Origin of the sequence: Rhizobium mayense (assembly GCF_030272705.1) — a bacterium.
Lineage (GTDB): Bacteria > Pseudomonadota > Alphaproteobacteria > Rhizobiales > Rhizobiaceae > Rhizobium > Rhizobium mayense.
Genome location: NZ_JARFYM010000063.1, coordinates 1 through 20,129, shown reverse-complemented (window position 1 = coordinate 20,129; position 20,129 = coordinate 1). Strand labels below are relative to the sequence as shown.

Below are 20,129 nucleotides of genomic sequence, written 5' to 3'. Positions count from 1 at the left end.
TCAACCCGGCCCAGCCGGCCGGATCGGGGGCTGACCATCAGAGCCAGTGTCGCGTTTCTAACTGGCTGACGACGTCGCGCCTCTAGTCAGCTTTGACAAGCTTAAATGACGGGTCGCTGGTTCGAGTTGGTTCAAGAGTAGGTTCAAATCCCGCCCGCGCTCCAATTTCTGCTCGGGATATTAAATGATGAGCACCTCCTAAGCAGAGGCCGAGTCTGGCTCTAGCTCACCGACCGCGCCAACAAGCATTTGACTTGATGCTCCATTACGCTGTCAGGGCGGGAGGCTGAGCGGTCGGGCCGGCGCGCAGGACGTTTCCGCGGTCGAGAACAACGACCTGCTGGCAGGCCTGGATATGTTCGGTGCTGTGAGGCGCCCAGACGACGGTGGTGGCCCCCTGGATTGAATCAAAATAGCGCAGGATACGCGGCTCCCACTCAGGGGTGCCGGCTATACCATCGCCGTCGATGAGTAGAAGGGCCGGCTCGTTGATCGTCGCAGCAACGAAGGCAATCAGGTGGCGGAACTGCAGTTCGGCAATGTCCTCGGAGAACGGGTTGAGCTCGCGATTAAGCACCTCGTCGGCGCTGCGGCCGAAGGCGGAAAGCTCTCGCCAGTCCGGGCCGATGACACGCTCGAGAGCGGCGAACGCATCACGGTCGTCGAGTGTCGGCACGCGCAGGCGAAAATAGTCGCGCACGGTGATCGGCAACGCGGGGACAAATTGTGGCACATAGCCGATCCAGGCACGATATTCCGTCGTGTCGAACTGACGTATGTCGCGCCCGTCGAGCAAGACGCGCCCGGACTGCGGGCGGCGCAAGCCTGCCAGGCACTCCAGGAGCACGCTCTTGCCGCTGCCGCTGGGGCCGACGATGGCAGTTCTTTCGCCCGCTTTCACATTGAATGAGACGCCGTTCAGCGCGGCATCGTAGTCGGCATCGGGTCTGTAATAAATCCGTTCGGCAGTGAGCGTGACATTTGTCAGGCTGGCCGGGCTCGAAAATTCCGAGCCTGCGCTTTCGGCGGGAGTGGCCATTAGCTGGTCGAGCTGTCTGATGGAGCTCTTCACCTGACGCAGGCGAACCAGGGAGCCGAACGCCTGTTGCGCGGGCGTCGTGATGCGCCAGATCAGCATCATGGCGGCGACCAGCCCGCCCGCATGCATGAACCCGCCCAACACCAGAAAGATGCCGACACAGAGCGTGGCAAGCACGGTCAGCATGCTCAGCATCTGTCCGACCGCCTGAGCGCGCGCGACGGCAATCGCATAATCGCGGTTGCAGGCCGCCGATTCGCGCGCGAGCTTGGCAAAGTGTGCGAGCCAGGCGCTATCGGCGCCGGCCTGATGGAATGCGTTCATGCCGTAAAAGGCGGAAACCGCATTCTCTTCGAGACGGCCGGATGCCGCGCCGGCAGCCGTCGATTTGCTGGCCACGTAGTCTGCTGTCGGCAGGGCAAGCCCCGCATAGGCTACCAGCGCAACGATCGGCACGAAGACTAGCCAGCCGCCCATCAGCGCGATGACGAGCAAGAAAATTACGATGAACGGATAATCGATCAGATTGAGGCCGCCGGCTCCGCTCATGAACGTGCGGGCATTCTCGAAGCCGCGCAGGCGTATCAGATTGTTCTGCGCACCGAGTCTTGCTGTCATCTCTAGGGGAAGGGCCAGCAGCTTGCCCATCGTGGCGGTGCCAATACGGGTGCCGGCCCATGCCGCCATCGACGAACTCAGGAAGTGACGGCCGATGCTCAACGCCCAGCCGCCCACGACGACCACCACCGCCAGCAATGCCAGGCTCCAGATCGTCGCCAATGCGCCCGAAGGGATCACGATGCTGTAGACGGTCATTGTGTAGAGGGATACGGAAAGCGCTGCCAGATTGATGACCAGGCTCACGCCGAACAGGTTGAAAACCTGATTGCGCATCTGCTCGAAGAGGTCACGAAACCAGTTCGGCCGCGCCTCGTTGACCGCACGGAAGTTAATGTCCGGCTCGACTGCCAGGATCACAGTTCCCTTAAGAGGTGTAAGGTTGAGATAACTGCCGTCGACGAGCCAGAGATCCTTGCCCTCCGGCTGACCGAGATAGACGCCGAAATCTCCCGTTGGAAGCCGGGCAAGGCTGCCAGCCGGCAGGCGGCTCGTGTCAAAGGGGGTACCTTTGGCGACGATGCGATGCGTGCGGTATCCGAGGTTCGGAAGGACCAGTTCGAGGTGGTCAAGCGTCATCGGAGCGTCGGCAGGGGGCAACAGGGCCGCCAGGCTTCGTGCCGTGCCGAGCCATCCGAGCGCCACGAGCATCGCCGGCAAGACGGCGGCAATGGGCGAGGCTGCGCGCCGTTCCGGCCCTACGGCGGCTTCCAAACGCTCCAGCCACAATTCTTCGGACCAGGCAGGCGGCCTCGTCGGAGGTGACGACGGCGTGTTGGGGGAGGCGAGAGGAGCGGAGGTTGTGGTCATGTTTCCGTCCTTCTGCGATCGATGCGCACTTTCATGTCCGCAAGCTGCAAGAGAGATGGATTGCTCGACACCACGAGCATCGTCGTTTTACCCTTCAACTCCTTGAGAAGGTCTCGAAGTCTGGCCACTCCGTCGAGGTCGAGCGAGGCATCGGCATTATCGAGGCAGAGGACGAGGGGCTCACGGACAAGGGCGCGGATGAGGCCGATACGGGCTGCGATCCCCGGGCTGACGATCTCGCCGCCACCCTGACCGACGGGCGTCATGAAGCCCTGGCGCAAACCATCGACAAACGTATTCAGGCCGAGCTTTTCGGAAAGCTGGATCGCCGCCGCCTCGTAGTTAGGACTGAACAGCGTGAGATTGCTGAGGAGCGGCCCGCGGATCATCTGGGCGCGTGAGCTTGCTTCGGTCACACGCTCGCGAAAGCTCTGCGGATCGTATGCGCTGTCCGGCTGTCCGTCGAAGGTTATGGAAAGCCCCAGCGAGTTTTCGAGCCGTGCCATTGTCCGCAGCGTCATCGTGCCCACCGGCGAATTCGGCACGTCGATATGGACGAAAGCGCCCTGCGGGATCTCGACGGAACCGCCATGGCTGTGCAGCGCTGGGCCTGACATGACGATAGTCCCACCGGCGAACACGCGCTGCTCGTCGACGCCGGCTTCTTCCCATATGGGCGCCAGCGGAAGCGAAAGTACCTTGCTTATGCTGGCTTCGGCCTCACGCCTTTGATGGCGGCGGCTGAGATAGCCGAAAGCTCCCATCGTCGGTCCGACCGAACGCCCCGCAAGAAGCGTGCAAGCGGCAAGGCCGCCCGTCGTCAATTCTCCGGAGATCACCATGAAGGCGCCGGCGGTGACGATGCCGATCGTCGAAAGCTGGGACATCAGGCTGCCGTTCTCCCTGATGACCGCCATCCGGTTCGCAACGCGGGCCGTCGCATCCATGAGACGCGCGACGGCATCGCGATAACGTCGCGTCAGCAGGGTTTCGGCGGCCATCGCTTTTGCCTCGACGATACCGGCGAATATGCCCCAGCCGAGCTTTTGGCGTTCCAGCTGCGCGTCTCGGGCATCTCGCTGGGCCCTTGCCCCCGAGCGGACAACCGCGAGCGCCGCAAGCAGGGCCAACAGGGTGAAGGCAAGCGGGATCAATGCGAGCCATGAGCCTATATAGGCGATGAGGCCGATATAGATCACTGCGAACGGCAATTCGTGCAACGCGACCGCCGCGTTTCCAGACCAGAAGTCGCGCACCTCGCCGGCAGCGCGAACGGCCTCCGAAAGATCAGGGATGCTGAGTTGACGCAGGGCCTTGCTGTCGGCGCGCATCACATGGTCGAGCACGCGGACCGACATATCCGCCTCGAAGCCCGCTCCGACATAGGCAAACAGCACGGAGCGAACATATCGCACGATGGTTTCCAGTACGATCGCCACGGTTACGCCTGCGGCCAGCGCGAATGTCGTACCATAGGCTTGGTTCGGCAGAATCCTGTCGTAAGCCTGAAGCAGCGCGAGCGGGACGGCCAATGCCAGAATGTGGCTCACGATCGAAGCTGCAACACTGACGGCCGCTACTCCCGGAGGCTTGGCCACATTCAAGTTTGCCATGGCTCTCAATCCCGATCGCGTCGGACGATCACTGGTTGTCTGCTGACATGCCACGCTAGGATTGCCGACGCCGCTTGCACGCTTAGGCATTATCGATTGAAATGCGCCCCAATGTCGAGCAGAAATTGTATAATGGGTGCACGAAAGCGTGCGTGTGCAGGCGCCACAGCCGGTGACTCTCATGCTCGACTTCGACCGATGTATGCCTTTGCCAGGACCAGATCCGGACACGATCCCGACAATGTTCGTCCGAGAGGAGCTCGTCATGAATGACAGATATAGCCAACTCCAAGAATTCGTAGATGGAATTGAGGCAAGCGTTGCCATCGTTGGCTGCGGCGAGAGCGGTGAGCTGATGGTTTCCGCTTGCAATGGGGAATTCTTCGAGATGGCAGGCGGTCGGCGCGGTGGCGCTGGCGCGCGCAGTTTCCCGATAGTGCTCGATACTCTGCTGCCGAGCTACGCGCGGCACGATCTCCGCAAGAAGCTTCAAGAGTGTTTCGCGTCGGGTGTGCCGCAGGAGTTGGAACAGGCCTATGATTTGAGGGAGGGAACCCGGTGGTGGCGCCTCTCGCTCAAGCCGTTCAGATTTGCGATCGAGAGCTCGACGGTACTTGAGATCCTTGTCACCGGCCTCGATATCACGCCGAAAATGCTTCTCATGCGTGAGCTGGAAGTCAGCACTTCCCGCTTCCGATCGGTCGTTAATGCTGCGTATGATGCGATCATCACGATTGATCAGTTGCACAATATCACTTTGTTCAATCGTGCCGCGGAAGATCTTTTTGGCTACGACGCGTCCGAGGTCATTGGCAAACCCCTGCTGGACCTCCTTCCGGAGACTTATCGGCCGCATCACGACCAGCATATCAATCAGTTTGCCCGATCGCCGGTCAATTCGAGGCAAATGGACGAACGAAATCGCATCTATGGCCGTCATCGCGACGGTTCGCTGCTGCCCGTCGAAATCGCGATCTCCAAGATAAACGTCGACGGACTGCTCGAGTTCACCGCGGTCATCCGGGATATCTCCGACCGCGTTCGGCTGATGGACCTGCTTCAAAAGGAAGCCGGCACCGACGAGCTGACAGGTTTGCCGAATCGAAGAGAGTTTCTGGATGTCGTCGAGAACATCTTGCGCACGGATGATGCCCTCTCTGTTCTCATGATCGACATAGACTACTTCAAGAAAGTCAACGACACCTACGGCCATGACGCCGGCGACGAGGTTCTGCGCGCGCTCGCGAAAGTTGGCACGGCGGCCAGCCGCAGCATGGATATCTTTGCACGGTGGGGTGGTGAGGAATTTGTAGTCGCGATGCCGGCGACGGACCTTGAGCATGCTCGTGCGCGGGCGGAAATGCTGAGGTCAACGATCGAGGCCCAGGATTTTGTTTACAACTGGCGGACCAGCAAACCCATACCCTTTACGCTGAGCATCGGCGTGGCAACGCGTGCGCCCGGCGAGCACGACGTACAGGCAATTCTCAAGCGCGCGGATCAAGCTCTTTACAGAGCCAAGGAGGCGGGCCGGAACCGCGTCGAGCTAGAGTAGGGGCGATCATCGTCACGCGCCCGCAGGAGAGGCTTTGGCTTGCGGACTGACGAGCGGGCCTGATTGTTGCAGTCGCTCACCCTGGAACGGTTTAGCGCCTAACGGAATCGCGTTCTCCGCTCTACCTATTTGTTTTCTAAGTAATTTCGGGAAGATCGCTTCGCACTTTCCTGCAATTGCTTTAACTGCGCCGACAGTCGATGCGCCTATTCATGGTGGTGATGGTGCTGATCGTCGTCCATTGGCGAAGGCTCTGGCGCCGCAGGCGTATCGACGTGGCTCGTATCATGTTGGATATCGTGCCCCTCGGCTCCGGACTGAGAGCCATGTTCGATCTGCGTATCGGCAAAAAGGTGGTCGGGTGGCGGCGGCTCCTGACCCGCATGCTCGAAACCTCCCGCCATATGGACATAAGCGTCAGCGCCGGAGGTCGGGTGTTCGGCCGGTGGCAACGCCGTTGCATGATCATCTGGTTGCGCCACAACGAAACCGAGATAAGCGCTGGCCGCCGATGAGAAGGGCGCTGCATCCTGTTGATGGCCGTGCACGCCAAGATTGCCCGCACCTTCGTCGCCATGCCCCCACTCCCGAACGTCGTGACCGAACGCGTAGCCGTGTCCGCCATGCCCGTTATCTTCTCCTGCCGCCAGCGAGACGGGCATCGCGTCCGGGTGAGCGCGGGCAGCAAGATCGTCAGCCCCTCGGTCGGCGTGCTCCCCCTCGTGGATGTCATGGCCGAACGCGTGGCCATGTCCGGCATGTTCGCCATCCTGCCTTCCCACCGGCGGGAAGGACGCCGCGTCCGGCTGATGACCGTGGGCAGCAAGATCGTCGCTCCCTCGGTCGGCATGCTCTTCCCCGTGGATGCGGTGGCCGAAGGCATACCCGTGTCCGGTGTGTTCGCCGTGCTCTTCGGCCGCAGGCGAGGGGCGCGTTGCGTCCTGTCGAGCTTGTGCGTCATGATCGCCGGCCCCTCCGTTTGCGTGCTCTTGCTCCTGAATGCGGTCATCTTGTTTCTGGCCATCCGCACCTGGCCTGCCATCCCGTCCGGTGGTGGAACTTTGAGAGCCGAGCGCCGCGCTCACGGCGGTGGTGGCCGCATCCGGCCCCGACTGCGCGTGATCTGTGCCCGACGCGGCGGTCTTGCCGCCGTCTGTTGTACCGGCTTCGGTATGGTTAGCCGATTCCGCCCGGGTGGCGACTGCTGCTTGTGGCTGGGCGGTTGTTTGAGCATCGTCGGAAGCAGCGGCGGCTTGCGTCTGCAACGCGCTTGTTCCCAGCGCCGTCAGCGCCGCTGCCGCTGCAGCCGCGCCGGTATCCGTCGACATATCGCTACTCGCCTGCATTATCACTCCGTCTCCTCCGGAACTGGCTTCAATCGCTCCGTCGGGCACGGGATCGAGATCCTGGAAAGAGAAGGAGAAATCTCCCTGATTGAAGCCGGTATTCTGCACCTGGATGGAGAACTGGATGACGTCACCGGCGTGTAGTTCGGGCTGGTAATCCTGTCCCGTATTGGTGAAGACGCCTGTTGCAGGATCGAAGGAGACCGTGCCGTTGAAGCCGTCGAGCCAACCGGTCGAGACGGTTGCGTTCGGGTTGTCGAGCCCGATCTGCAGGCTCCATCCCTCGATGCTGCCGCCCTTCAGCATGTCGTCCGTCAGCGTCAGTTGGAAGGTCGCGTTATAGCCGCCACCCCAGCTCGGATTATACCAGTCGTTGACGCTGACGAACGAGATATGTCCGCTCGCGTCGACCGGCTCGCTGGGGTGCGGCTGGGCGACATCGCTGGCGGCGGTGGTACCGCTGCCCTGTCCAACGGCTTGCGGACCCGCAGGGGCACCATCGCTTGTTTGCTGTGGGCTCACCGAAACATTTCCGGACATGCCATCGCCCATGGAGACCGTCGATCCCCCGCTCGGTACCACGATCGCTCCCGTCTCGGCGGACCCTGCCTCGGCCGAACCGGTTGCGGTGGTGCCGTCGCCGTGCGGCTGCGCGACAGTCCCGCCGCCTGCCTCGTTGTCGGTGGGGCCGGTGGCCGTGCCGCTGTTATCCGGCTGCAAGACTGCCGCCCTCGTGTCGCCGTCGCCGCTTATGCCACTGCCGGCAGAGTCGGTGGTCGCGCCGCTGCTGGCCGCCTGTGATTCGGTAGTCCCTGTCGAGGCGCCTCCGCTTCCTTCGTTGGCAATAGCAGTCACGGATGGCTGAGAGTCCGTCGCCGACGCAGCGCCATCGCCGCCAGTGCTGACCGCAGCGGCACCCGCAACTGCGCTGGTCTCGTCCGGCTGCGTGCCAACCGTCGTCGGCTCGGTCGTCCCGGTCGCATCGCCGTCAGCGGCAAGAACTCCCGGTATCACGATCATATCCGCCGAGGTGTCCGCCGTCTGATCTGTGGCAGAGCCATCCGACGCGGTGCTGTTATCGGCACTCGCAAAATGCGCCGCATGGCTGTCATCGGCCGAACTTATGCTGTCGCCTGTGGAGCCGGATTTCGCCGCGTGCTGATCGTCCGAGGAGGAGGCCGTCTCACCGGTGGTATCCGTGAGCGTGGCGCTGGTCGCGACGACGGCGGCATCGGCCACGCCCAACTCTTCGCTGCTCGGCGCTGCGAACATGGCCATCGCGGTCGCGGCTTCTGCGGGTTGGGCAGGCGGGGGACCGGCGCCTTCCACGAGGAGCGTATGATACTCATCCAACGTAGCGCTGTTCGTCGCCATGACGGGATTTCCTTGCGCGTCGACCTCGCCGGTCGCATAAGGCTGCGTTGTGGTGGTCGTGGTGACCTTGAGATCCATGCTGGTGCGCACGCCATCCGGCAGATCTGCCGTCAGGTTGTCGTGCGACCAATTGGTGATGTCGATCTTCTGCGTCGTCCCGGTGACCGTGACGGTATGGACGCCGTCCGAGACCACGGTACCGGCCAGGAAGCCGGAGATCACGAGACCGGATAGGTGATCGTTCGGATCTTCCAATGTGGTGTTGACGTCGAGGTGGACGACGGAGCCGACGGGCGCCGAGCCCAGATCCGTATCGACTCTCAGCGCGTCGGTATCGATCCCGCCGGCGGTTTTGATCGCATTGTGCCCGGTCGTATCGACGATCTGGTCATTTTGAGCGCGCAGATCGATCAGCAGACTGTCCTTCATCTGCTCGGCGAGCGGCGCTTGGGCGACCTGGTCGGCGCTTTCCGCCTTATTGGACATTGAAACGTTGAAGATCGTGCCTTCGAAATGTTCGTTGGTGCGATAGTCGCTGCCCGCTGGCTTGCTGGTCGTTGGCGGCGTGTTCGCTTTTTCGGCGACCACCATGTAAAGCGTGCTCGGCAGCGGCTTCGGAAGCGTCGTCGTCAGGGCGAGATCGCCGTTGTCATAGACCTTCACTGTATTGGTGGCGCCATCGAAGGTCACCGTGACGCGATGGCTCTCGCCGTCGGTCAGATTGATGCCGGTCGCGATATTGACGTCGCCGCCGCCCGCCTTGCTCATGCCGACCTTCATGTTAGCCGGATCCCAAAGCGTCAGCGTGTTCTTGTCGCTCGGCGGAGAGCCGATGTTGACGATCACAGGCCCGGCACCCGTCGTGCTCTCGGGCACGGAATTGCCGACGACGGTGAACTCGAGCGTGAACTGGGAAAGTTGCTTCGTCGTAAGCTGCGGCGCGACGATGCGGCCGAGATCGGCGTCGTCACCGGTCTTGATGACCTCCTGCACGGCGCTGGAGATAAGAGACACATCGGCGGGATCGGCGACCGGCTGGATTGCCACGCTCGCGTGGGCGCTGACGTTCGTATGGCCATCGCTGACGGAAAAGACGATGTCGGCATTGGCGTTTGAAACGTTGTGGTTGGGCGTGAAGGTCCAGGTGCCGTTGCCGTTGTTGACCAGCGTGCCCGGCGCGCTCGAACCGCCGAGCCCGACGGTGGTGATGCTCAGATGGTCCTGATCGATATCCGTCACCTGGGCGCCGCGCAGCAGGTCATCGGCAGAGAAGGTAATCGATGTGTCTTCCTTCATGCTGCCCATATTGTTCAGGGCCTGGCCGACCTGCGGTCCGTCATTCGTGCCGGTGATGTCGACTGATACGAGATGCGTCCCGGACGCACCGGCGCTGTCGGTCGCGCGGACGGTGAAGGTCTCGTGGACGACCTCGCCCGCCTTCAACCCCTGTGCGATCGCGTTGTCGAGCGTGAAGGTCCAGTGGCCGCTGTTAGGGTCGATGGCAAAGACGCCGTGATCCGATACCGCCGAACCGTCGATCGACCAGCTCGCGGCGTCGCCGATGTCGACATCGCTGGCTGTCAGCGTGCCCGAGGCGGTAAGCGTCACATCTTCCTGAACCTGGCCCGTGGCTGTCCCGGAAATCACCGGCGCGTCATTGGTGCCGCCGATGGTGATGGTGACCGTCTGCTCCGCGTTCGCGCCCGCGGCATCGGTGACGCGGATGGTGAAAGTCTCCTGCGTCGTCTCGCCGGCCTTGAGCCCCTGTGCTTTGTCGTTGTCGAGCGCATAGGACCAATGGCCGTCCCCATCGATGGTGAGGCTGCCATAGTGGCCGGTATCTCCTCCGACGATCGACCAGGTCGCGGTATCGCCGGTATCGGCGTCGAACACGTCGAGCTTGCCGCCTGCTGTCAACGTCCCGTCTTCCTGAACCGATCCGGTTGCCGTGCCCGAAATGACCGGTACATCATTAGTACCGGTCACCGTGACCGTGACGGTCTGCGTGTCGGATGCGCCGGATGTGTCGGTCACCTTGACGGTGAAGATGTCCTGCGCCGTCTCGCCGGCCTTCAGACCCTGAGCGGCGTCATTGTTCAGGGCGTAGGTCCAAGCGCCGTTGTCGCCGAGCTCCAGGCTGCCATATCGCCCGTCGTCGGAGCCCACAATCGACCAGGCTGCAGTATCGCCTACATCGGCATCGGCGACCGTGAGCGAGCCGGAGGCCGTGAGTGAGGCATCTTCCTGCACAGAGCCGGTTTCGGTGCCGGAAATGGCGGGCGCATCGTTGGTGCCGGTCACCGTTACCGTGATCGTCTGCATGACATCCGCCCCGGCCGCGTCGGTCACCTTGACGGTGAAGATCTCCTGCGCCGTATCCCCGGCTTTCAAGCTCTGTGCCGCGTCATTGTCGAGCGCATAGGACCAGCTTCCGTCCTGGTTGAGTGTCAGACCGCCATAGGCGCCTTCGCCATCGCCGACCACCGACCAGGTAGCTGTGTCGCCGACATCGGCATCCGAGACATTGAGCCGTCCGGCGGCCGTCAGCGTACCGTCCTCAGCGACCGTGCCGGTCTCGGTGCCGGAGATCGTAGGTACGTCGTTGGTCCCGGCAACCGTCACGGTGATCGTCTGCGTGGTCTCTGCTCCGGCCGCATCCGTCACCTTAACGGTGAAGATATCCTGTGCCGTATCGCCAGCTTTCAGGCCCTGCGCCCTGTCATTGTTAAGGGCGTAGGTCCATTGCCCGTCTGTTCCGAGCTCGAGACTGCCGTAGGTTCCGGCACCATTTCCAACAACGGACCAGCTAGCCGTATCCCCGATATCGGCATCCGAGGCGATCAGCGATCCGCCTGCCGTCAACGCACCGTCCTCCTGGACGGAGCCCGTCATTGTACCCGAGATCGCCGGCACATCGTTGCTGCCGCTGATGGTAAGGGTGATCGTCTGCAGGTCCGAGGCGCCGGAGGCGTCGGTCACCTTGACGGTGAAGATGTCTTGCGCGGTTTCGCCGGCCTTCAGGCCCTGCGCAGCGTCGTTGTTGAGCGTGTAGGACCAGCGGCCGTCCTCGCCGATCGTCAGGCTACCATAGGTCCCGGTCTCCGCGCCGGCGATAGACCAGGTCGTTGTGTCGCCGATATCTGCATCGGCACTGGTCAGCACGCCGGAGGCCGTCTGGACGCCATCTTCAGCGACGCCGCCTGTCGTGCTGCCGGAAATGACCGGGGCATCGTTCGTGCCAGCCACCGAGACGGTGACCGTCTGCATCGACGTAGCGCCAGCGGAATCCGTCACCCTGACTGTGAAGATGTCCTGCGTGCTGTCGCCGGCTTTGAGACCTTGGGCCGCGGTGTTATCGAGTGTGTAGGTCCAGGCGCCATCGTCGCCGAGCGTTAGGTGGCCGTAATGGCCTTCGCCGGCACCGACGATGGACCAGGCTGCGGTATCGCCGATATCCGGATCGGTGACCGCGAGCGCGCCGGACGCGCTGAGCGTCCCGTCCTCTTGCACTGCGTCGGTCTCGGCGCCGGATATGACAGGAGCGTCGTTGGTGCCCGTTACCGTCACGGTAACGGTCTGCATGTCCGAGGCGCCGGAGGCGTCGGTCACCTTGACGGTAAAGATATCCTGGGCCGTCTCACCGGCCTTCAGGCCCTGAGCGGCGTCATTGTCGAGTGTATAGGACCAGGCACCGTCATCGCCGAGCGTTAGGCTGCCATAGTGTCCGTCGTCGGAACTCACGACAGACCAGGCAGCCGTATCGCCGATATCGGGGTCGGTGGAGGTGAGCGCGCCGGATGCGCTGAGCGTCCCATCCTCCTGCACGGAACCGGTTTCTGCCCCGGAAATGACGGGTGCGTCGTTGGTGCCGGTCACGGTGACGATAATCGTCTGCGTCGTCGACGCGCCGGCGGAATCGCTCGCCTGGACAGTGAATATCTCTTGGGCAGTTTCGCCGGCCTTCAAGCCCTGAGCGGCGCCGTTGTCGAGCGCGTAGGACCAGGCGCCATCGTCGCCAAGGGTGAGGCTGCCATAGTGTCCGTCGCTCGAGCCCAGGAGCGACCAAGCCGCCGTGTCGCCGACATCGGCATCGGCGACCGTGAGTGTGCCGGAAGCCGTGAGTGACGCGTCTTCCTGCACTGTGCCGGTCGCGGTGCCGGAAATCACAGGTGCGTCGTTTGTGCCCGTTACCGTTACCGCAATCGTCTGCGTGACATCCGCCCCGGCCGCGTCCGTCGCCTTGACGGTAAAGATCTCTTGGACCGTTTCGCCGGCCTTGAGTCCCTGGGCGGCGGTGTTGTCGAGCGCATAGGTCCAGGTGCCATCGTCGCCAAGAGTGAGGCTGCCATAGTGCCCGTCGCCGGAGCCCACGACCGACCAGGCAACCGTGTCACCGATATCGGGATCGGTGGTGGTGAGCGCGCCGGACGCGCTGAGCGTCCCATCCTCTTCGACGGAGCCGGTCTCGGTGCCGGAAATGACCGGTGCATCGTTGGTGCCAATGATTGTTACGGTGACGGTCTGCGAGTCTGATGCGCCGGCGGCATCGGTCACCTTGACGATGAAGATCTCCTGCGCACTCTCGCCAGCCTTCAGTCCCTGTGCGGCGTCATTGTCGAGTGTGTAGGTCCAGGCGCCGTCGTCGTCGAGTGTTAGGCTGCCGTAGTGGCCTTCGCTGTCGCCCACGATCGACCAGGCCGCGGTATCGCCGATGTCGGAATCGGTGGCCGTGAGCGTGCCGGATGCGCCGAGTGTCCGGTCTTCTTGCACGGCGCCGGTCTCGGTGCCGGAAATGGTAGGCGCATCGTTGGTGCCGGTCACCGTCACGGTGACGGTCTGCATGTCGGAAGCGCCGGATGCGTCGGTTACCTTGACGGTGAAGATCTCCTGAGCCGTCTCTCCGGCCCTGAGACCCTGCGCTGCATCGTTGTTCAGGGTGTAAGTCCAAGCGCCGTCGTCGCCCAGCGTCAGGCTGCCATATCGCCCGTCGCCGGTACCGATGACCGCCCAGGCAGCCGTATCGCCGATATCGGCGTCGCGGCTGGTGAGCGTGCCGGACACATCAAGGATTCCATCCTCCTGCACGGAGCCGATCTCGGTGCCGGAGATCACCGGTGCATCGTTGGTGCCAGTGACCGTGACAGTGATCGTCTGCACGTCGGACGTGCCAGATGCGTCGGTTACTTTGACAGTGAAGATATCCTGAGCCGTTTCGCCAGCCTTGAGACCCTGGGCGGCATCATTGTCGAGTGCGTAGGACCATTGTCCGTCGTCGCCGAGTATCAGGTTGCCATAATGGCCGTCGCCGTCGCCGACGACTGACCAGCCCGCGGTATCGCCGATATCGGCGTCTGTGGAGGTAAGCGCGCCGGAGACGTTGAGCGTCCCGTCCTCTTGCACGGCGCCGGTCTCGGTTCCGGAAATGACCGGTGCATCGTTTGTGCCCGTTATTATCACGGTAACGGTCTGTATGTCCGAGGCGCCCGAAGCATCGGTCACCTTCACGGTGAAAATCTCCTGGGCCGTGTCGCCGGCTCTCAGCCCCTGTGCCGCGTCATTGTTGAGGGTGTAAGTCCAGGAGCCATCATCTCCGAGGGAGAGGCCGCCATAGTGTCCGTCACCGGAACCTACGACGGTCCATGTGGCAGTGTCACCAATATCCGCGTCGGTCGATGTCAGCGTTCCTGAGGTGGCAAGTGTCACGTCCTCCTGGACGGCGCCCATTCCCGCACCGGAAATGACGGGCAGATCGTTCGTGCCGCTGACCGTGATGGTGATCGTCTGGTCGGTGCTTGCGCCGTCAGTATCGGTGGCGCGAACGGTGAAGGTCTCCTGAGCGGTTTCGCCAGCCTTGAGACCCTGTGCTGCATCATTGTTCAACACATAGGACCAGGAGCCATCGGCGTTGAGCGCGAGCGCGCCATATGAGCCGGTGGCATCGCCGACCACCGACCAGCTGGCGCTGTCTCCGACATCCGGGTCGAGAGCAGTCAACCGGCCCGCTGCCGTCAGTGTTTCGTCTTCCTGCACTGCGCCGGTCTCAGTGCCGGAGATCACCGGTGCATCATTGGTGCCGGTGACAGTAACAGTGATCGTCTGCGTGTCGGATGCGCCTTCGGCGTCCGTGACTTTGACGGTGAATATCTCCTGGGCTGTCTCTCCGGCCTTCAGACCCTGCGCCGTGTCGTTGTCGAGCGTGTATGTCCAGGCGCCATCCTCGCCGAGTATTAGACTGCCATAGTGGCCGTCGCCGGCACCCACGATCGACCAGGCTGCGGTATCGCCGATATCGGGATCGGTGACGGTAAGCGCGCCGGACGCGCTGAGTGTCCCGTCTTCCTGGACCGATCCGGTCTCCGTACCGGAAATGACGGGTGCATCGTTGGTGCCGGTGATCGTCACGGTGACGATCTGCGTATCGAATGCGCCGGAAGCATCGGTCACCTCGACGGTGAAAATGTCCTGCGCCGTTTCGCCGGCCCTGAGCCCCTGCGCCGCATCATTGTCGAGCGCATAGGACCAGGAACCGTCACCATCGAGCGTCAGCGAACCGTGGCTGCCGTTCGAGGAGCCGACGACCGACCAGCTCGCCGTATCGCCGATGTCGGCGTCGGCGGAGGTGAGAGTACCGGAGGCGGCAAGGGCCGTGTCCTCCTGCACGGAGCCGGTTTCGGCGCCAGAAATGACAGGCGTGTCGTTCGTTCCAGACACCGTGACAATGACCGTCTGTGTCATCGACGCTCCGGCAGAATCGGTCACCTGGATGGTGAATATCTCCTGGGCCGTGTCGCCCGCTTTCAGCTCCTGGGTGGCGGCGTTGTCGAGCGTGTATGTCCAGGCGCCGTCATCGCCGAGTACGAGGCTGCCATACTGTCCTTCGCTGGAGCCGACGATCGACCAGCTCGCCGTGTCGCCGATGTCCGCATCGGTCGACGCCAGTGTGCCGGAAGCTGTGAGCGTCCCGTCCTCCTCGACCGAACCGGTCTCGGTGCCGGAGATCACTGGGACGTCATTGGCGCCGGACACCGTGACGGTGACGGTCTGAGTGTCGGACGCGCCGGAGGCATCGATCACCTTAACGGTGAAGATTTCCTGCGCCGTCTCTCCTGCCTTCAGTCCCTGTGCCGCGTCGTTGTCGAGTGCATAGGACCATTGTCCGTCTTCCCCAAGCGTCAGCGTGCCATAGCTGCCGTCGCCGTTGCCGACGATCGACCATGTTGCGGCATCGCCGATGTCGGCGTCCGTGCTGCTCAGCTGGCCTGAAGCCGTGAGCATCCCGTCCTCGTCGACCGCGCCTGTCTCCGCGCTTGAGATCACCGGTGCATCGTTGGTGCCCGCAACCGTGACCGTGATGACCTGCGTGACGGAGGCGCCCGCGGTGTCGGTTACGGTCACGGTGAAGAAGTCCTGCGCCGTCTCTCCAGCCTTTAGCCCTTGCACTGAGCTGTTGTCGAGCTCGTATGACCAATGGCCGTCGTCCCCAAGCGTCAGCGTGCCGTGCCCGCCTTCGCCCGTACCGGTCAGCGACCAGGCCGCGTTGTCGCCGATATCGGCGTCCGAGGCGGTGAGCACACCCGAAACGCTCGGGATTTGATCTTCCTCGACCAAGCCGGTGGCGGTGCCCGAAATGACAGGGACGTCATTGGTGCCCGTGATGGTGACGGCGACAACCTGTGTGACGGAGGCGCCGTTGGCATCGGTCACCTTGACCGTGAAAAATTCCTGGGCGGTATCGCCAGCCTTCAGACCCTGCGCCTTGTCGTTGTCAAGCGCATAGGACCATTGTCCGTTCGGACCGAGGGTAAAGCTGCCGTAGGGGGCGACGCCGTTACCGACGAGAGACCATGTCAATCCGCCCGATCCGGAAGCGGTGAGTTGGCCCGAGGCGGCAACAACCGTATCCTCCTGGACGTCCCCCGCCGCCGTCCCCGAAATTTCCGGTGGCGTGGGGGTGGTTCCTTCGCCGGAACCGCCGCCTCCGCCGGGAAAGTCCGGCCCTCCGCCGACTTCACCGGGTATGTAGGCTCCGCCCCCCGGGGACTGTGGCGTGATGACGCCCGGACCTGGAGCGCCGATGGAGCCGTCTCCGTCATCGGGCCGGCCTATGTCTGGCGTATCCGGCCCGACCACGGAGCCGACGGTACGCCCGCCTGGAGTGCCTGGGATGGATGATGTCTGAAGGTCTGCCGGGTCATCGGCACTTCCCGCCGCACCGCCTTCGGGGGCTCTGCCGGAGGACGCCGGTCCGGGTGCGGCGTCCTCCGCCGCCTTTTCGCTGTCGATGCGCTGATCGCTGGTCCCCACGACGACGGTATCGGACGGAAGATTGTCGTCGAGACCGGGCACAACGCCGGGCGGCAGGCCGTCTGGGCCGAAATCCCAGCCGACAGGCGCTTCCTCCCGCGCGTCGTCGGGTTGGCCGATCGGCTTGTCGATAGCTTTCCTAAGCCTGCCATCAGCGCGGTCTTTGCTCTCGGGGCCGCTGCCGGTCTTCTTGGATTGCCGCGTTTCCTTCGCCATGGGTAGACCCCCCTAGAGCAATTCCAGGAAAGTGCGAAGCGGCTTTCCGTCCGGAATTGCGTAAAAACAAAGGGTTAGAGTGGAAAAGCGAATCCGGGAAACGCTGAGCCGCTCTAACGTTCGCTCATCGCTGATTGTAGCGTCACGTAGATGGGTTTGAGCAGGTATTGGAAGATGGTCTTTTCGCCGGTGAGGATGCTCGCCTCGCCGGTCATTCCCGGCGTGACCACGTGGCTCTTGTCGGCGCCGACATAGGCCTGTTGGAGTACGACCTCGACCGGGAAAAATGGCTCCTGTCCAGACTGCGCCGTCGTACTCGACGGTGCGATACGCACGACGTCGCCCTGGATCGCCCCGAAGCGGCCGTACTCGAAGGCGTCCGCCTTCACCAGGGCCTTCTGGCCGATATGCACAAAGCCGATGTCGCGCGGGGCAACACGCACCTGCATCAGCACACCGCCGTCGGTCGGCACGACTTCGCAAACCGTGCCGCCTGCCGGAATGACCGTTCCGATCGGCGTTTCCGATACCTTGTGCACGATGCCATTGACCGGTGCTCTCACCTCAATGCCTTCGGCACGATTGCGCAAAGCTCCAAGCGTCACATTGGCTTCGTTCAACTGCTCGAGACGATCGCCGCGCTCATTGCGTGCGTCGCCAGTCGTTTTGGCGATCAGCGACGTTCTCTCTGCCTGTAGGCTACGGATGCGCGCTTTGAGTTCATCGAGCGATGTGACCAGCTGAATGTAAGTTCGCTCAGACTGTGCCGTCTGCTCCTCGACTTGCGCCACTCGACTGCGGGTGATCACTTCGTTTTGAGCGCCGGCGCGCGTGCGGTCCAGGAGTTCTTGCGTCGCTCGCAGGCTGCTCTGCGCAGAGGGGATCTGCCGTTCGGCCGCATCAAGCGACACCCTGACCTCGTCGATCGCGTGATCCCTCTGATTGAGATCGGCTTGAAGACGTTCGGTCGTCTGCTTGTGAAGCGCCAGCGCCTCATTGACCAGTTCCGGATATTTGTCCCGAAATTGATCGAGATTCGGCTGGCGACCTTCGGCAAGCGCGCCGAGGCGCTCGATCTCGATCTGCAGGCGGGCGATGCGCACCTCGCTCAGCTGAATATCCCTGAGCAGGTCCGTGGCACGGAACCTCGCGATGACCTGGCCCTTCGTGACCCGGTCATCATTGCGTACGAGGATGTCCTCGAGAAGACCGCCTTCGGCGGTCTGTATGACCTGCAGACGTCGGACCGGCACGAATTCACCACGTGCCCGGGCCACTTCTTCGACCTTTACGAATATCGACAGGACGATCAAGACGGACACCAGCGCAACGATCGCTATGAGAAGGTTTCGTCCCGCGCGGATCATCCGCTCATAGTCGACATCGCTGCCGATTTGAGTCGTCGGACGGCGATCGCGCGCAATCTGCGCGGCAATCTTCCTGTCAACTTTGTTGTCCTGACCTTCGAGAGCGAGGTTGTCCACGTTCGTCTCCCGTCACACCTGTGACTGTCTACGGCGTTAATTCGGGACGCTGACCTGCTGCTGCGAGAGCCAATCCCAATGCCTGGCTCCTGCGCGCGCAGTATCGCGCGAGTAGAACGCAAAATCAACAATCAAGCCGAGAATTGTATGCCTGGAGGCTGCCGGCCGTTCGCTCTTTGCAATCCGCGCAGGTTGCCGGTCCGGAAACACGCTCCTCCAGTCGCAATTGGCCCCTTCCCGTGAGCCGGCTCACATCAGAAATTGATCCTGCAGCCACCGCATTCCGTCGGCCTTCTCCAGGGTGACGATCGGGCCGTCGGTGACGATGTTTGCAGGAACGCGGCTACCTCCGGTTTCGTTTGCGGTTGCAGCCGCGACGCCGGCAATGATCGCCCCGCCATGGATCAAGCATGACGGATTGCGCACCGTGGCAAACATGCGCCCGTCGAAGACGGCGTCGATGGCTGGGGGCATGGCGTCGATGCCGCCGATCAGGATGCTGGTTCGGCCATGCGCCTTCATGACGTTATAGGCGGCAAGCGCCATGTCGTCGCTGTGAAAGAAGGCCGCGTCGATCTCGGGATATTCCGCAAGGTAGTCTTCCCATAGCCGTGCCACCTTCACGACGTCCCAATCGCCCGGTTGCGTCTCCAGCACCTCGATGCCGGGATAAGCCTGGATCACAGATGTGAAACCTTTCGTGCGATCCTGGGCGCCGGTATGTTCGATCGGACCCGGTGTCATGATGATCTTGCCCTTGCCGCCGAGCTTGGTGATCAGAGCCTGCGTTATCGCCGCTCCCATGGCTCGGTTGTCGGCGCCCAGGTGACTAAAGACGTGGATCTCGTCGTCCAGCGCGATCAGCGTGTCCATGGTAATGACGGGGATGCCGGCATCGATCATTTTCTGCACCGGCTCAGTTAGGCTGCCCGTTGCCTGAGCCTGAATGGCCACGAAATCCCATTGTTGCGACGCCATCTTGTCGATAGCCACACGCTGCTTGTCGGCATCGAGTCCGCCGTCGAACCAGGTGACCTCGACGTTGAACAGCTTGCCCCAATGTTCGGCGGCCGCCTTGCCCTGAGCGCACCAGCTCGATTGCAGTCCGCCATTGGAGAAGGCTGCCTTCAGCGGCTTCTCCGAACGGCCGCTGGCGGCGTTCGCGCCAGCAAGGCCCAGCGGGTTCAACGTTGCGAGCATGCTCCCGGCCGAGGCAACGGTCAGGAAGTTACGCCTTCTCAACCCATCGATCATCTCCGCCTCCTTAAGAAAAGTCTTCGGGCGATACCGTTGCGCTCAAGTCTGGCAGAACGCTCCATCTGAAGCTCGTGTGCAGACGTGTCGACGCCTATATGGCAAGTCCGGTTGATTCATACGTTGATTGCCTATGTTTACCGCCATCAATAGCACGTAAGGGAAGCAATTTCATCTGGCTCAACATTAAATTGTCAGGTCGCCGCGATCGGAAGAAGATTCGGGGTTTCGGAAAAGTTGGCATTGGTCGATGCGCGGCCGTTCTGAAGAATGCAGCCGAGATAACGGGCCACATTCCCTACATCGCTATCCTACGCTTTTATTTATGGCCTACGGTTCGCTTCCTATCAAGGCGATGGTTCACGACAGCAAGCATCTAAATTTAATTTGCTGCTTGTTTCGTGTAGTCGGCCATTTCGCGATAGGCCGTGAAATGGCTTGGCTAAGCTGCTTGGGCGTTTCCGCCGGCGATGCTTGTTGAATGCGGCTGCCGCATCGCCCTTAACTAGCATTTTA

Annotated in this window: 6 protein-coding genes; 1 reads left to right on the top strand and 5 read right to left on the bottom strand. The window is 62.4% G+C overall.

Going from position 1 to position 20,129, the window contains the following annotated elements; translation table 11 throughout:
* Positions 1 to 265: 265 nt before the first annotated feature.
* A complete protein-coding gene (locus PY649_RS33705; protein WP_285873357.1) occupies positions 266 to 2,467 on the bottom strand; it encodes an ATP-binding cassette domain-containing protein in 2,202 nt (733 codons plus the stop codon).
* A complete protein-coding gene (locus tag PY649_RS33700; RefSeq protein WP_285873354.1) occupies positions 2,464 to 4,080 on the bottom strand; it encodes an ABC transporter transmembrane domain-containing protein in 1,617 nt (538 codons plus the stop codon). Before PY649_RS33700 ends, PY649_RS33705 begins: the two co-directional genes overlap by 4 nt.
* A 181-nt stretch (positions 4,081 to 4,261) precedes the next feature.
* On the opposite strand from PY649_RS33700, the gene PY649_RS33695 reads away from it, so the two are divergent.
* A complete protein-coding gene (locus PY649_RS33695) occupies positions 4,262 to 5,635 on the top strand; it encodes a sensor domain-containing diguanylate cyclase (protein WP_285873353.1) in 1,374 nt (457 codons plus the stop codon).
* Between the two features lie 206 nt (positions 5,636 to 5,841).
* Here PY649_RS33695 and PY649_RS33690 read toward each other — a convergent pair whose 3' ends face one another.
* From PY649_RS33690 to PY649_RS33680, 3 genes are all read right to left on the bottom strand, one after another.
* Complete coding sequence (locus tag PY649_RS33690) at positions 5,842 to 16,875, bottom strand: VCBS domain-containing protein (RefSeq protein ID WP_285873352.1); 11,034 nt, start codon at positions 16,873 to 16,875, stop codon at positions 5,842 to 5,844.
* Positions 16,876 to 16,988: 113 nt separating this feature from the next.
* Positions 16,989 to 18,359, bottom strand: coding sequence for an HlyD family type I secretion periplasmic adaptor subunit (locus PY649_RS33685; RefSeq protein WP_285873351.1), 1,371 nt, complete (start codon positions 18,357 to 18,359; stop codon positions 16,989 to 16,991).
* Positions 18,360 to 18,608: 249 nt separating this feature from the next.
* Complete coding sequence (locus PY649_RS33680; protein WP_285873350.1) at positions 18,609 to 19,613, bottom strand: sugar ABC transporter substrate-binding protein; 1,005 nt, start codon at positions 19,611 to 19,613, stop codon at positions 18,609 to 18,611.
* Between the last annotated feature and the right edge of the window lie 516 nt (positions 19,614 to 20,129).